Raw genomic sequence first — 14091 nt, 5'->3', positions numbered from 1 at the left:
ATTAACCTCCGCCGTCACTAGAGCTAGGCTTCGTTCCGCTATCTCGGAGAGTGGGAGCAGGGGAGTAGATACCGGTGGAGTACGTCGAGCACGTCGTCGATCTGGTCGGCAACACGCCGCTGGTCAAGCTCAACTCCCTGACCACGGGGATCAAGGCCACGGTGCTGGCCAAGGTGGAGTACCTGAACCCCGGCGGCAGCGTGAAGGACCGCATCGCCCTGCGGATGGTCGAGGCGGCCGAGAAGTCCGGTGAGCTGCAGCCCGGCGGCACGATCGTCGAGCCCACGTCCGGCAACACGGGCGTCGGTCTCGCGCTGGTCGCCCAGCGCAAGGGCTACAAGTGCGTGTTCGTCTGCCCGGACAAGGTCAGCGAGGACAAGCGCAACGTCCTGAAGGCGTACGGCGCCGAGGTCGTCGTGTGCCCGACCGCCGTCGCGCCCGAGCACCCGGACTCCTACTACAACGTGTCGGACCGGCTCGTGAGGGAGATCCCCGGAGCCTGGAAGCCCGACCAGTACTCCAACCCGGAGAACCCGGCGAGCCACTACCACCAGACCGGCCCCGAGATCTGGCGCCAGACCGAAGGCAAGATCACCCACTTCGTCGCGGGCGTCGGCACCGGCGGCACGATCTCCGGCACCGGCCGTTTCCTCAAGGAGATCTCGAATGGCGCCGTGCAGGTCATCGGCGCGGACCCGGAGGGCTCCGTCTACTCCGGCGGCACCGGCCGGCCGTACCTCGTCGAGGGCGTCGGTGAGGACTTCTGGCCCGAGGCGTACGACAAGACCATCTGCGACCAGATCGTCGAGGTCTCGGACGCGGACTCGTTCGACGTCACCCGCCGCCTCGCCCGCGAGGAAGGCCTGCTGGTCGGCGGCTCGTGCGGCATGGCGGCCGCCGCAGCGCTGCGCATCGCGAAGGACCTGCCGGAAGACGCCGTCGTGGTCGTGATCCTCCCCGACGGTGGCCGCGGCTACCTGTCGAAGGTCTTCAACGACCGCTGGATGGCGTCCTACGGCTTCCTGCCGCCGGACTCGACCGGCGCGACCGTCGGCGACGTGCTGCGCCGCAAGGGCGGCATGCTCCCCGACCTGGTGCACGCACACCCGAACGAGACCGTCGGTGACGCGGTCGCGATCCTGCGCGAGTTCGGTGTCTCGCAGATGCCGGTCGTCAACGCCGAACCGCCCATCATGGCCGCCGAGGTCGCGGGCGCGGTGAACGAGCGCGACCTGCTCGACGCCCTGTTCACCGGCAAGGCGCAGCTCTCGGACCGGCTCGACAAGCACATGTCGCCGCCGCTGCCCACGCTCGGCGCGGGTGAGCCGGTCGGCATCGCGATGAACGCGCTCTCGAACGCCGACGCGGCCCTCGTCCTGGAGGACGGCAAGCCTGCCGGAGTCGTAACTCGGCAGGACATTCTGGGGTTCTTGGCTGGTCGCTGAGCGTAGAAGCGGGTGCGTCCGATAGCGTGACGCCCCAGATCATCAGTCTTACTCGCACACGGCCCAGCCAAGGGGGTTGGAAACCGGATGAACGCCCCGCAGCCGCCAGGAAACCAGTACGGCGGTCAGCCGCAGCAGGAGCCCAACGCGGACGCCACGCAGATCGTCCCCGGTGGAGGTCAGCCGTCCGCGGCCAACCCGAACCCGGACGCCACGCAGGTCGTCTCGCCTGGTCAGTCTCCTGCCGCACCGCAGCCGAACGCGGACGCCACCCAGGTCGTCAGCCCCGGCCAGGTGCCCCCGGCGGCCCCCGGCTCCGGTGGCTTCCCGGCGCAGGGACCCGGCTCTGGCGGTTTCCCCGCCCAGCAGCCGCCGCCCCCGTACGGTGCTCCGCCGCAGCAGCCGCCGGCTTACGGTGCCCCGCAGCAGCAGCCTTACGGTGCTCCGCAGTCCAACCCGTACGGCCAGCCGCAGCAGCAGGCCTACGGTCAGCCGCAGCAGCCGTACGGCGCGCCGCAGTCGAACCCGTACGGCCAGCCGGCCGCGGGTGCGTACGGCCAGCCCGGTTACGGCATGCCCGGCATGGCACCGCCGCCCCCGACCGGCTACGCCGAGTGGGGTCAGCGCGCGATCGGTTACCTGGTCGACATCGGCCCGGTCATCGTCGTCCAGATGCTGTCCCTGTTCCTGGTGCCGGCGCTCGCGTACGACGCACCGGGTCTCGCGGCCATCCTGAGCCTGGTCTTCGGTCTCGCGACGCTCGGCTACGTCGTCTGGAACGTGATCATCAAGCAGGGTCAGACGGGCCAGTCGATCGGCAAGAAGGTCGCGAAGATCAAGCTGGTCTCCGAGGAGACCATGCAGCCGCTGGGCATCGGCACGAACTTCGTGCGCGGCCTGTGCCACGTGGTCGACGCGATCCCCTGCTACGCGGGCTTCTTCGCCCCGTTGTGGGAGCCGAAGAACCAGACCTGGGCTGACAAGATCATGAAGTCCGTCGTGATCAACGCCCCGGAGACCGCCGGCCCGTACGGCGGCGGCGGTTACCAGCAGCCGGGCACCGGCGGCTACCCGCAGCAGCAGCCGGGCTACGGCCAGCCGGGCACCGGCGGCTACCCCCAGCAGCAGCAGCCGGGTGGCTACGGTCAGCCGCCGCAGCAGGGCTACGGACAGCAGCAGGGTTGGTGAACCCTCAGCAGCCGTACCAGCCCCCGTCCACATCTCAGTGGCCGGGGGCTGGCCCGTTTCCGGGGCCACGTCCTGCTAGCGGCGGGACGGGCGTCGTGGGCGGCCTGCTGGCCGCCGCAGCCGGGTTGTCGCTGCTCATCGGCATGATCTGGCAGATCGTCGAGATGGGCCGGCTGGCCTCGTTCGCGATCGAGGTCTTCGAGTTCCAGCTCGCTCTCGGTCTGCAGGGGGTGGCGACCGTGCTGCTCATCGCGGGCGGTGCGCTGCTGTGCCTGCGGGTGGGCGCCGGCCGGTTCCTGATCCTCGCCGGGACGGTGCTGGTGCTGATCCAGCTCGTGCTGACGCTGACCGAGGTGAACGGGTTCATCACGACCGTCGCGGTCTTCCACGCTGTGGGGCTGCAGGACATCGCGATGCTGGCGATCCTGCTGGCGCTGGTGAGTTCGCTATTTGGACTCTTGCCGTCGACCGCCAGATGGGTGAGTACCCTTCGGACATGAGCACCCCATACGGCTTCGCGACCAGGGCGATCCACGCCGGTCAGGACCCGGACCCGACCACGGGTGCGGTGAACGTGCCCATCTACGCGACGTCCACGTACGCCCAGGACGGCGTCGGCGGGCTGCGCCAGGGCTTCGAGTACTCGCGCACCGGCAACCCGACCCGCCGCGCGCTGGAGACCGCTCTCGCGTCGCTGGAACGGGGCCGCTACGGCCGCGCGTTCTCCTCCGGCATGGGTGCGACCGACGCGGCGCTGCGCACCTTCCTCAAGCCCGGCGACCACATCGTCATCCCGAACGACGCGTACGGCGGCACGTTCCGGCTGATCGACAAGGTCTTCTCGCAGTGGGGCGTCACGCACTCGCCCGCCCCGGTGTCGGACGTGGACGCGATCCGCGCCGCTCTGCGCCCTGAGACCAAGCTGGTCTGGATCGAGACGCCGACGAACCCGCTGCTCAACATCGGTGACATCGCGGCGATCGCCGAGGTGGCGCACTCCGTGGGCGCGAAGCTGGTTGTGGACAACACCTTCGCGTCGCCTGCTTTGCAGACGCCGTTGGAGCTCGGCGCGGACGTGGTGCTGCACTCGACCACGAAGTACATCGGTGGGCACTCCGATGTCGTGGGTGGTGCGTTGATCACCTCTGATGAGGAGCTGGACGCGGCGTTCGGGTTCCTGCAGAACGGTGCGGGGGCGGTTCCTGGGCCGTTCGACGCTTACCTGACGTTGCGCGGGCTCAAGACGCTTGAGCTGCGGATGGAGAAGCACTCCGACAACGCTGAGCTCGTGGCTGAGGCCTTGGTTCGGCATCCTCGGGTCAAGAAGGTCATCTACCCCGGCCTGGAGTCGCACCCCGGCCATGTTGTCGCGGCCAAGCAGATGCGGCGGTTCGGCGGGATGGTGTCGTTCCTCGTCGAGGGTGGTGAAGCTGCCGCGCTGGAGGTTTGTGCGCGGACCAAGCTGTTCACGCTTGCCGAGTCGCTGGGTGGTGTGGAGTCGTTGATCGAGCACCCCGGCAAGATGACGCACGCCTCGACGGCTGGGTCGATGCTGGAGGTGCCCGCCGACCTGGTGCGCGTCTCCGTGGGCATCGAGTCCGGTGACGACCTGGTGGCCGACCTGCTGGCCGCCCTGGGCTGAGTTCTGGCAACGCGAAAGGCCCCTCCGGCTGGAGGGGCCTTTCTGCGCTGTCACGGCTTCTTGGAGCCGCCGAACCTGTCCGCGTTCTCGGCCTCGGCCGCGGGCGCCGCCGGTAGGTCGGCGCCGTTCACACAGCCGCCGACGAACTCGATCGACTCGCCAGTGCGGACGAAGCGGCCGGCCTCGTCGCAGCCGGCGTGCGCCACGGTCAGAAACGCCGCTCCGGTCAGTGCCGCAGCCGTGGTCACGGCTCCGACCAGCGGAATCACCGCGGCCACGCGTCGTGCGAATGCCATGCCACCTCCCCACGATGTGTTGCCCCCGTAAAGCACCTTACCGGGGGAACGGCATCAGAGGTTGCCGCGTCGCTCCTGTTCGCGCTCGATAGCCTCGAAAAGAGCCTTGAAGTTGCCCTTGCCGAAGCCCAGCGAGCCGTGGCGTTCGATCAGCTCGTAGAAGACCGTGGGGCGGTCGCCGATCGGCTTGGTGAAGATCTGCAGCAGGTAGCCGTCCTCGTCGCGGTCGACCAGGATGCGGTGTTCCTTCAGCACCTCGATCGGCACGCGGACCTCGCCGATGCGGGCGCGCAGCTCCGGGTCGTCGTAGTAGGAGTCGGGGGTGTCGAGGAACATCACGCCCATGTCGCGCATGGCGATCACGGTGCTGACGATGTCGTTGGTCGCGAGGGCGATGTGCTGCACGCCCGCGCCCTCGTAGAACTCCAGGTACTCGTCGATCTGCGACTTCTTCTTCGCGATCGCCGGCTCGTTCAGCGGGAACTTCACCCGGTGGTTGCCGTTGGAGACGACCTTGGACATCAGGGCCGAGTAGTCCGTGGCGATGTCGTCGCCGATGAACTCCGCCATGTTCACGAAGCCCATGACGCGGTTGTACCAGTCGACCCAGTAGTCCATCTTGCCGAGCTCGACGTTGCCGACGCAGTGGTCGACGGCCTGGAACAGGCGCTTCGGGGCACCTTCCGGCCGCTTCACCGTCGAGGACGACGGCACGAAGCCGGGCAGGTACGGGCCGGAGTACTTGGAGCGGTCCACCAGCGTGTGGCGGGTCTCGCCGTAGGTCGCGATGGCCGCGGTGCGCACGGTGCCGTGCTCGTCGGACAGGTCGTGCGGCTCTTCCAGGACCGTGGCGCCCTGTGCGCGCGCGTGGGCGATGCACTGGTCGACGTCGGCCACTTCGAGAGCGATGTCGACGACGCCGTCACCGTGGCGGCGGTGGTGGTCGAGCATCGGGGAGTCGGGCTGCACGCCGCCGTGGATCACGAAGCGGGCCGAGCCCGACTTCAGCACGTAGGAGTGGTGCGAGCGCTGGCCGGTCTCGGGGCCCGCGTAGGCCACGAGCTCCATGCCGAACGCCACCTGGTACAGCCAGGAGGTCTGAACCGCGTTGCCCACGACGAACACCACGGCGTCCATGGCGCGCACGGGGAAGGGGTCCTTGGTCGCGTCGTAGTCGACCAACCCCACGAGCTGCCGGAGCTGGTCGTAGCTCACGTCGTCAAGCTGTTGCGTCATGTTCAACAGCATGAGACGACCGGACATGGTGAGCAACAGTCGTCGATTTCACTGGACAATTTGTATAGTGATCTATGGCCACAGATCAGCAGGGTGAGCACTCTGACCAGCCCGTGGACGAACTGGACGCCCGGCTGCTGCTGCTCCTCACCGACGAGCCCCGCCTCGGCGTCCTCGAATGCTCCCGCCGGCTCGGCGTCGCGCGAGGCACCGTGCAGGCGCGGCTTGATCGATTGACCGACAAAGGCGTCCTCAACGGCTTCCCGCCGGCGCTCGATCTCGGCGCGATGGGCTACGGGCTGACGGCCTTCGCGACCGTGGAAATCGCGCAGGGGCGGCGTGCGGAGGTGTGCGAGGGGCTGGCCGCGATCGGCGAGGTGTGCGAGGTGCACGCGACGACCGGGCAGGGCGACCTCTTCGTGCGCATGGTCGCGCGGTCGAACGCCGACCTGCAGCGCGTTGTTGATCACATCGTCGACGTGCCGCACGTGCGGAGGCTGTCGACCTCGATTGCTTTGTCGACGCCGGTGCCCCCACGCGTGCGTCCTCTCTTGGAACGCGTGAAGGGGCGGCCACAGCAGTGACCGCCCCTTCGAACGTCTGTGGCGTGACTACGCCGAGTAAGGAACAGCAGAGATCAGCGTGACCTTCTGGAGCTTGCCGTTGGGCAGCTCGTACTCGACGGTCTCGCCGTCCTTCGCGCCGTTGAGCGCCTTGCCGAGCGGCGACACCGGAGAGTAGACCTCCATCTCGCCGTGCGCGCCCTCCTCGCGGGTGGCCAGCAGGAAGGTTTCGGTCTCGTCGTCTCCGTCGTAGCGGATCGTGAGCACCGTGCCCGGCGCGGCAACACCCTTGGTGGTGGGGGCCTCGCCGACCTTCGCGGCCTGAAGCAGCTCGTGCAGCTGGCGGATGCGCGCCTCCTGCTTGCCCTGCTCCTCGCGAGCCGCGTGGTAGCCGCCGTTCTCGCGCAGGTCGCCCTCCTCGCGGCGGGCGTTGATCTCGGCAGCCATGACCGGGCGGTACGCGATAAGTTCGTCCAGCTCAGCCTTGAGCCGGTCGTAGGCCTCCTGGGTCAGCCAGGTCACCTGGGTGTCGCTCACGGTCACCAACTCCTCGTCTTGCTCCGGCGCACGTGTGCACACCGGATAGTTCCCGGGCCGCGAGCCCGGAACGGAAAAACACGGCCCGCGCCGGGGCCGTGCTTGAGCGTCAAGAGTAACACGCAGACAACGTTCAGCGACGGCGATTTGTTCCCCATCTCGCCGTTTAAACCGCAGATCACCCGCTTGGCCGCTAGCCCGTGGACAAGTAGGGGGGAACCTGGTAGGAGCACCCGAACACCTCGCCGGTGACCGGCGGCTTCGAGGTGCGGAGAACTGTTGTCTCGACGACGACGGAATTCCCGGGAGGAACCAGAACTTCGCGTCTACCTGCTTCGTCGCCGTCCTTGGAACGGGCCCGAATGATGCAGACTGCTGGTCGCTCCGGTTGATCGCGGGAAACCTCGAAACTGACCTCTACGCGGTCGTCACCGAGGATGTTGAACGCGGTCTGCTTCGCCTCGATCGGCTTTGTGCCGAGATTTCGGTAACCGACGAAGGCGACTGTGGCGCCCACCGCTACGGCTACAGCGAGTAACCCCCACCGGGCCCATTTGTTGAGCGGTTTGCGGCCTTGCTTGCCGTACCGCCCCTCGGGGAGCGCGCGTTGTGCCACTTTCCGGCGCCCTCCTCAGCCGCTGGGGAACAATGGTGCCCGTCGTTCAGTTGTTGAGTGTCGCAGGACCGTTCACACAGGAGGACCACGGGGGTCATGGCCGACAAGCTGCGCCTTATGGCAGTGCACGCACATCCCGACGACGAGTCGAGCAAGGGCGCGGCCACGATGGCCCGCTACGTCGCAGAAGGCCACGACGTGATGGTCGTGACCTGTACCGACGGTGGCGCGGGCAGTGTGTTGAATCCGGCGATGGACCGTCCGGACGTGCTGGAGAACATCATCGAGATCCGCCGCGAGGAGATGGCCCGCGCGGCCAAGATCCTCGGCATCCAGCACCGCTGGCTGGGCTTCAAGGACTCCGGTCTGCCCGAGGGCGACCCGAAGCCACCGCTGCCCGAGGGCTGCTTCGCCCTGGTGCCGCTGGAGGAGTCGGTGCCGTCCCTGGTGGAGGCCATCCGCGACTTCCGCCCGCACGTCGTCGTGACCTACGACGAGAACGGCGGCTACCCGCACCCGGACCACATCCGCACCCACGAGATCTCGATGGCCGCACTGGACGCCGCGGCCGATCCCGCTTTTGATCCGTCGTTGGGCGAGGCGTGGGAGACCCAGAAGGTCTACTACTCGCACGGCTTCTCGCGGAAGAAGCTGCAGTCGTTCCACGACGCGATGGAAGCCCGCGGCCTGGAGTCGCCGTACACGGAGTGGCTCGCGAACTGGGACTCCGACCGCCCGGACGTGATGGACCGCGTGACCACCCAGGTCGAGTGTGCCGAGTACTTCGACGTGCGCGACGAGGCACTGAAGGCCCACGCCACCCAGATCGACCCGACGAGCCGCTGGTTCGCCATCCCTCAGGACCTGCAGCGCGAGGTCTGGCCGACCGAGGAGTACGAACTCGTGCGCTCGCAGGTGGACTCGACGCTGCCGGAGAACGACCTGTTCGCCGGAGTTAAGGTCTAGGGGTGCTCTCCCCAGACTTCTCCCTCGGCAGCACGGTGGCGCTCGTCGCCGTGCAGCCGTCGAACACGAACGAGAACGACAAGGGCGGACAGGGCGAGGACTTCGGCAAGTCCTCCCCGGTCGGCCTCGTCCTGCTGATCGTCTTCTTCATCGCGGTCTTCTTCCTCGTCAAGTCGATGAACAAGCACCTCAAGCGGGTGCCGGCGTCGTTCGACGAGCCTGCCGAGACCCCGGCCAAGCCGGCTGACGCCTCCGCCGAGCCGGAGAAGAAGGACTGAGCAAGCAGGGCCGCACGCCCGCGCCCCGAGGCCGCTGTTTCCTCAAGATCGCGAGTTGTCCACGTCAGCTCGGCGTGGCTCGGCTGGACTCGGACCGGGTCAGCCCGAGATCGCCAGCCGGAGGTTGACCACGAAGTCGTGGACCTCCTCGAACGCGGGCGGCTCCTCCGGCAGCGCGCTGGTGTCCCGCGCCTCCCGCAGCTGTTCCTGCCAGTGCGCCAGGTCGGCTTCGAGCCGTTCGGGAGCGGGCCGCCCGTCGACCCCGGCCAGCGCCCGGTGCTCGCCGAGGATCTTGGCCTCGATCAGCCCCAGCAGGTAGTCCGGCCCGTCGAGCTTCTCCAGCAACGTCGGCAGGTGCGCGTTCACCTCGCCCGTGCGCAGCAGGTGCACGCCGGTCAGCAGCGCGCGGAACGTGTAGAGCAGCGGCTTGATCTCGCCGGTCTTCTCGAACAGCCGCCACTGCGTCACCGCGAACCCGCGGTAGTGATGCCCGTGCCGCGAGGTCAGGCACCCCGCGGCCAGCGAGACGAGCCTGCGATGGGCGTCCGTGGTGTGCACGACGAGCGGCGAGAGCAGCTGTTCGAGCACGTAGCCGTTGGGTCGGGTGAGCAGCCGGCAGAACTTCTGCACGTCGTGGGTGACGAGGTCGATCTCGACCCCGTCCCGGACCCACATCCGCTCCTTGGTCTCCGGGCCGTGCCGCAGGCCGAGCACCTCCGCGATCGGCAGCACGTGCACGCCGCGCAGGTCCACGTCCGAGTCGCGGGACGGGAAGCCGTACAGGTGCGCGCCGGACACGGTCGCGAAGAGCAGGTCGTGCGACTGCTCGGCGACGACCGCGCTCAGGTCAGGAACCTCGTAGCTCACAACATCCTCCTGCGCACCGACACCAACCAGTCCTCAACACGCGCTCGATCGGGCTCTTCCGGCAGCGGCCCGTCGGCCTCTGCCAGCTCGTCACCGAGCCGATGCGCCCACGCCACAGCGTCGTCCCAGGGCATCGAGCCATCGCGAATCTGCAGCAGCGAGCGGTCCGCAGCGATCGAAAGCTCGCCCATGCGCACCAGATGCAGGCCGAGCAACCGCAACCGCACGACGTGCATGAGCTGCTTCGGCTTGAGGTTGCGACCCGCGCGCGACAGCTGCATCTCCGTCGCGCGCGTGTAAGCCCGCACGGCGTACCGGGAGAGGAATGCGGGCAGCAGCTCCCGCAGTTCCTCTCCCAGCGGCGTGCACACCGAGACCAACGGGCTCACCAGCGTTTCGAGCACCGTCGGGTTCGACTTCAGCGCCAGCTTGCAGAAGTGCTCGACCTCCCAGCTGAGCTGCTCCGGCGAGGGGCCCTCGACCGAGGTCGGCGGCTTCTCCAAGCACCAGAACGCTTCCGTGGGCGCGACGAACACCCCGCGTCTGTCCACATCGGACGATGAGGTCGCCAGCCCGTAGGCGTGCGACCCGATCACAGCTTCCAGGATCACAGTCGTGGGTCCACCGGCTCCGACTCCAGCGCGAGCACGCCGAAGACGCACTCGTGCACGCGCCACAACGGCTCGCCCCGCGCCACCCGCTCCAGGGCCTCGATGCCCAGCGCGTACTCGCGCAGAGCGAGCCCGCGCTTGCGGCCGAGTCCGCGCTTGCGCAGCCGCACCAAGTTCTCCGGCGACGTGTAGTCCGGGCCGTAGATGATCCGCAGGTACTCACGCCCGCGCACCTTCACACCCGGCTGCACCCGACCGGTCAGGTTCGCCAGCGGTTTGACGACCATGCCCTCGCCGCCGGCCGCGGTCAGCTCCTCCCACCAGTGCACACCGTCGGCCACAGAAGAAGGATCGTTGAGGTCGACCACGAGGTGCCGGGTCTGCTGGAACAAAGGCCCCTCCAGCCGCGCCAACGTCTCCAGGTGCCACAGGTGTGAACGCGAGTGGAACGTCTGCCCTTCGACCGCCAGCAGCTGGAACGGCGCGATCCGCACGCCCTCCAGTCCGTCGGTCGGCCAGCAGTAGCGCTCATACGCGGCCGAGTAGGCAGAAGCGTTCGCAGCACGCATCGAAGTGCGCGCCAGGAGTTCCGCAACGTCAACACCACGCGCGGCGGCCACAGACAACGCATCGACCGCCACCGGCAAAGCACCGTTCGCAGCCGCGCCGACCGCCGCGTACTGCTCGCGGATCAGGCCGGAGGCCTTGGCGTTCCACGGCATCAGCTCGGCGTCGATGAGCAGCCAGTCCGTCGCGAACTCGTCGAACAACGGCTTCGAAGCCGCACGGACCCCCGAAAGCAGCTCGTCGCCCAGCGCGCCGTCGAAGAACGCGCGCCCGGTGCGCGTGTAGATCGCGCCACCTTCCTTGCGCACCAACAACACTGCGCGCGAGCCCATGTGCTTCTCTTCGCAGATCACGGCCGTCACCCCGGCCTCGCGATACTCCGCGAAAGCCTCCGCAGGGTGCTCCAGCACGTCATCCCGCAGCGAGGTCGCACAAGGTGCCATCGTCGGCGGCAGGTACAGCAGGTCGTGCGGGTCGATCGCGAACCGGCTCATCACCTCCAGCGCCGATGCCGACTGCTCGGCGCGGATCGTCACCGCGCCCATCACCGAGGTCTCGATCCGGCGCAGGCCCGTGACGTCGGTCAGCGCCAGCACGTCCGGCTCGCGCTCGACCACCGGTGCCACCAGTGGTCGGACCGGCTCGTACCAGATCTGGTGTGCGGCAACGGAAACAACCTCACGCTCCGGGTACCGCAGCGCGGTCAGCTTGCCGCCGAACACCACACCCGTGTCGAGGCACATGGTGTTGTTGATCCACTCCGCCTCGGGGGTCGGGGTGTGGCCGTACAACACCATCGCGGTGCCGCGGTACTCGTTCGCCCACGGGTAGCGGACCGGCAGTCCGTATTCGTCGGTCTCACCGGTCGTGTCGCCGTACAGTGCGAAACTGCGCACACGAGCGGACGCACGGCCGTGGTAGCGCTCTGGCAGACCAGCATGCGCGACGACGAGCTTGCCGTCATCCAGCACGTAGTGCGCCACCAGCCCGTCGCAGAACTTCTCGGCCTTGCGGCGGAAATCCTGGTCTTCCAACGCGAGCTGCGCGAGCGACTCGGCCAGGCCGTGCCGCACCTGGACGTTCTTGCCGCGCAACGCCCGCACGAGCTTCTGCTCGTGGTTGCCGCAGACGCTGAACGCGTGCCCGGCGTCGATCATGCCCATCACGAGCCGCAGCACACCCGGAGTGTCCGGGCCGCGGTCGACCAGGTCGCCGACGAAGATCGCCTTGCGACCGGCTGGAGGCACAGCGTCAACAGCGCGTCCCTCCGCGTCGCGCACCAGGGAGTATCCGAGCACACCCAACAGCTCTTCCAGCTCCGCGCGGCAGCCGTGCACGTCGCCGATGACGTCGAACGGGCCGGTCTCGTGCTTGAGGTCGTTGAGCAGCCGCTCGTAGACGATCGAGGCAGCGTCCACTTCGGACTCGGAGCGCAGCACGTGGACGCGCTTGAAGCCCTCCTTGCCGAGGAACTTCAGCGACCGCTGCAACGCCGCCCGGTGCCGCTTGACGACATGCGCGCCGAAGTCGCGGTCGGGCCGCGAAGCGTTGCGCTTGAGGCAGACGTCGGTCGGCGTGTCCAGCACGATCGCGACTGGCAGCACGTTCGCCTTCTTGGCGACCTCGATCAGTCTCGCCCGGTCGGGCGCCTGCACGTTGGTCGCGTCGATGACGGTGACACGCCCGGCCTCCAGCCGTTTGGCCGCGACGTAGTGCAGCACGTCGAACGCCGCGCCGGACGCCGACTGGTCGTTCTCGTCGTCGGACACGAGCCCGCGGAAGTAGTCGCTCGACAGCACCTGCGTGGGGAGGAAGTGCTTGCGCGCGAACGTGGACTTGCCAGAACCGGAGGCGCCGATCAGCACCACCAGACACAGGTCCGGGATCTTCAGTTCCATCAGTTCTCGTCCCCCAAGCTGAACACGGCCATCTGGGTCGGCGCGCCGCGTTCGGCGTCCTCTGGCCCGATCGGCACATATCGCACGGTGTAGCCACGTCGTGAGGCCACTCCGCCAGCCCACTCCTGGAACTCCGCGCGAGTCCACTCGAAACGGTGGTCGGAGTGGCGCATCTGGCCCTCCGGCAACGTTTCGAAGAGCGGGTTGTACTCGACGTTCGGCGTCGTCACCAGCACGGTCGCAGGTCGAGCCACCACGAACACCGAGTGCTCCAGCGCGGGCAGGCGTGACGGGTCGACGTGCTCGACGACCTCCATCAGCACAGCCGCGTCATAGCCGGCGAGCTCCGTGTCCGCGTACGTCAAAGCCGACTGCCGCAACGTGATCCGCTCACGCAACCGGTCGGACATGCGGTCGAGGTGCAGCTTGCGTGCAGCCTCCTGCAACGCCTTCGCGGACACGTCGACACCGTGCAGCTCGGTGAACTCCGGCTCCTTGACGAGCTCACGCAGCAGCGCGCCGCCACCGCAGCCGAGGTCGAGCACACGCTTGGCCCGCGCCTCCTTCACAGCCTTGATCACGGCTTCCTTGCGCTGCGTGGCAAGGGAGATCTTCGGTTCGGCCAGCGCGTTGTCCAGCTCCTCCGGCTCGACCTCGTCGACCTCGGCGAGGCGTTCCAGCGCGGAGAGCACGAGAGGCCGCTTGCGGGCCAGGTACCTGCTGGTGATCAGCTCCTTGTCGGGGTGGCCGGCGAGCCAGCCGTCGCCGGCCTTGAGCAGCTTGTCGACCTCGTCGGCGGCGACCCAGTAGTGCTTGCCGCCGTCGAGCACGGGCAGCAGCACGTAGAGGTGTTTCAAAGCGTCGCTCAGCTTGACCGTGCCGGTCAACGTCACGTCGCCGTACCGCGAGTCGCCGTGCTCGGTCGTGTCGACGGTCCAGCCCAGCGGCGTGAACAGCCGGTCGGCGAGCTTGTACGGCAGCGCGGGAATGCGGATGACCAGCGGAATCGCCGTCTTGGCGAGTTCGGGGTAGCTCTCGCTGCGGCCGTTCATCGCGGTGCGGAACACGCTGCCGAGCGCAACCGTGAGCAACGACCCGGCCGCGTACGGACGGTCGTTGACGTATTGCGTGAGCGTGCTGCCGGGACCTCGCACCAGCGCGACGGGGTCGACCTCCAGCAGGAGGGCGACCGTGCACTCTTCGTGCGTCGCCTTCGGGTAGAAGACGTGCGCGGTACCCGAGCTCGTCGAGAAGGACTGGGCCCGGTCCGGGTGTTTGTGCAGCAGGTGACCGAGATCGGTCGCCGGCTGGTGGGTGGTGGTCATGGTCAGCAGCACGACGTCGAGTCTGATCGAGAGTCGTTGTTTCCGCAGGCGAATTA

Annotated in this window: 15 protein-coding genes; 7 read left to right on the top strand and 8 right to left on the bottom strand. The window is 68.1% G+C overall.

Going from position 1 to position 14091, the window contains the following annotated elements; all coding sequences use genetic code 11:
• Positions 1-74: 74 nt before the first annotated feature.
• The 4 genes from LFM09_RS33140 (at position 75) to LFM09_RS33125 (ending at position 4275) form a co-directional block, all read left to right on the top strand.
• Positions 75-1445, top strand: coding sequence for a cystathionine beta-synthase (locus tag LFM09_RS33140; RefSeq protein ID WP_414100519.1), 1371 nt, complete (start codon positions 75-77; stop codon positions 1443-1445).
• An 87-nt stretch (positions 1446-1532) separates the two neighbouring features.
• Positions 1533-2633: an RDD family protein gene (locus LFM09_RS33135; protein ID WP_414100518.1), complete on the top strand. Its 1101-nt coding sequence runs from the start codon at positions 1533-1535 to the stop codon at positions 2631-2633.
• A 95-nt stretch (positions 2634-2728) separates the two neighbouring features.
• Entirely contained in the window at positions 2729-3133 is a 405-nt protein-coding gene (locus LFM09_RS33130) for a hypothetical protein (protein ID WP_414100517.1), read from the top strand.
• The gene (locus tag LFM09_RS33125; protein WP_414100516.1) at positions 3130-4275 is read left to right on the top strand and encodes a cystathionine gamma-synthase; all 1146 of its coding nucleotides are present in this window, start codon (positions 3130-3132) and stop codon (positions 4273-4275) included. The genes LFM09_RS33130 and LFM09_RS33125 overlap by 4 nt, the downstream gene beginning before the upstream one ends.
• 50 nt (positions 4276-4325) lie before the next feature.
• Here the strand turns inward: LFM09_RS33125 and LFM09_RS33120 are convergent, their stop codons facing one another.
• Positions 4326-4571: a hypothetical protein gene (locus tag LFM09_RS33120; protein ID WP_414100515.1), complete on the bottom strand. Its 246-nt coding sequence runs from the start codon at positions 4569-4571 to the stop codon at positions 4326-4328.
• Positions 4572-4625: 54 nt separating this feature from the next.
• Positions 4626-5807 carry a 4-hydroxyphenylpyruvate dioxygenase gene (gene hppD, locus LFM09_RS33115; protein WP_414100514.1) on the bottom strand — a complete coding sequence of 394 codons (1182 nt, stop codon included), beginning with the start codon at positions 5805-5807 and terminating at the stop codon, positions 4626-4628.
• Positions 5808-5881: 74 nt separating this feature from the next.
• On the opposite strand from hppD, the gene LFM09_RS33110 reads away from it, so the two are divergent.
• Positions 5882-6391, top strand: a complete 510-nt coding sequence (locus LFM09_RS33110) for an Lrp/AsnC family transcriptional regulator (protein ID WP_414100513.1) — start codon at positions 5882-5884, stop codon at positions 6389-6391.
• Positions 6392-6418: 27 nt separating this feature from the next.
• Here the strand turns inward: LFM09_RS33110 and greA are convergent, their stop codons facing one another.
• Positions 6419-6913: a transcription elongation factor GreA gene (gene greA / locus LFM09_RS33105; protein ID WP_086662839.1), complete on the bottom strand. Its 495-nt coding sequence runs from the start codon at positions 6911-6913 to the stop codon at positions 6419-6421.
• A 187-nt stretch (positions 6914-7100) separates the two neighbouring features.
• Entirely contained in the window at positions 7101-7523 is a 423-nt protein-coding gene (locus tag LFM09_RS33100; protein WP_414100512.1) for a DUF4307 domain-containing protein, read from the bottom strand.
• Positions 7524-7619: 96 nt separating this feature from the next.
• Between LFM09_RS33100 and mca the strand changes: the two genes are divergently transcribed.
• Together mca and LFM09_RS33090 are read left to right on the top strand one after the other, a co-directional pair.
• Positions 7620-8489, top strand: a complete 870-nt coding sequence (gene mca, locus LFM09_RS33095; RefSeq protein WP_414100511.1) for a mycothiol conjugate amidase Mca — start codon at positions 7620-7622, stop codon at positions 8487-8489.
• A 35-nt stretch (positions 8490-8524) separates the two neighbouring features.
• Positions 8525-8767: a hypothetical protein gene (locus LFM09_RS33090; RefSeq protein WP_414100620.1), complete on the top strand. Its 243-nt coding sequence runs from the start codon at positions 8525-8527 to the stop codon at positions 8765-8767.
• 99 nt (positions 8768-8866) lie between these two features.
• Here the strand turns inward: LFM09_RS33090 and LFM09_RS33085 are convergent, their stop codons facing one another.
• Genes LFM09_RS33085 through LFM09_RS33070 form a run of 4 tightly spaced genes read right to left on the bottom strand, consistent with a single transcriptional unit; the run spans position 8867 to position 14047 of the window.
• Positions 8867-9634: a DNA polymerase beta superfamily protein gene (locus LFM09_RS33085; RefSeq protein ID WP_414100510.1), complete on the bottom strand. Its 768-nt coding sequence runs from the start codon at positions 9632-9634 to the stop codon at positions 8867-8869.
• Positions 9631-10245 (bottom strand): DNA polymerase beta superfamily protein, encoded by a 615-nt coding sequence (locus LFM09_RS33080; RefSeq protein ID WP_414100509.1) that lies wholly within the window; start codon positions 10243-10245, stop codon positions 9631-9633. The genes LFM09_RS33085 and LFM09_RS33080 overlap by 4 nt, the downstream gene beginning before the upstream one ends.
• Positions 10242-12710 (bottom strand): polynucleotide kinase-phosphatase, encoded by a 2469-nt coding sequence (locus LFM09_RS33075; protein ID WP_414100508.1) that lies wholly within the window; start codon positions 12708-12710, stop codon positions 10242-10244. Before LFM09_RS33075 ends, LFM09_RS33080 begins: the two co-directional genes overlap by 4 nt.
• The gene (locus LFM09_RS33070; RefSeq protein WP_414100619.1) at positions 12710-14047 is read right to left on the bottom strand and encodes a 3' terminal RNA ribose 2'-O-methyltransferase Hen1; all 1338 of its coding nucleotides are present in this window, start codon (positions 14045-14047) and stop codon (positions 12710-12712) included. The genes LFM09_RS33075 and LFM09_RS33070 overlap by 1 nt, the downstream gene beginning before the upstream one ends.
• Between the last annotated feature and the right edge of the window lie 44 nt (positions 14048-14091).

It is taken from the genome of Lentzea alba, assembly GCF_047445655.1.
Lineage (GTDB): Bacteria > Actinomycetota > Actinomycetes > Mycobacteriales > Pseudonocardiaceae > Lentzea > Lentzea alba_A.
The sequence above is the reverse complement of the archived record's forward strand: the minus strand, read 5'-3'. Positions and strand labels throughout refer to the sequence as shown.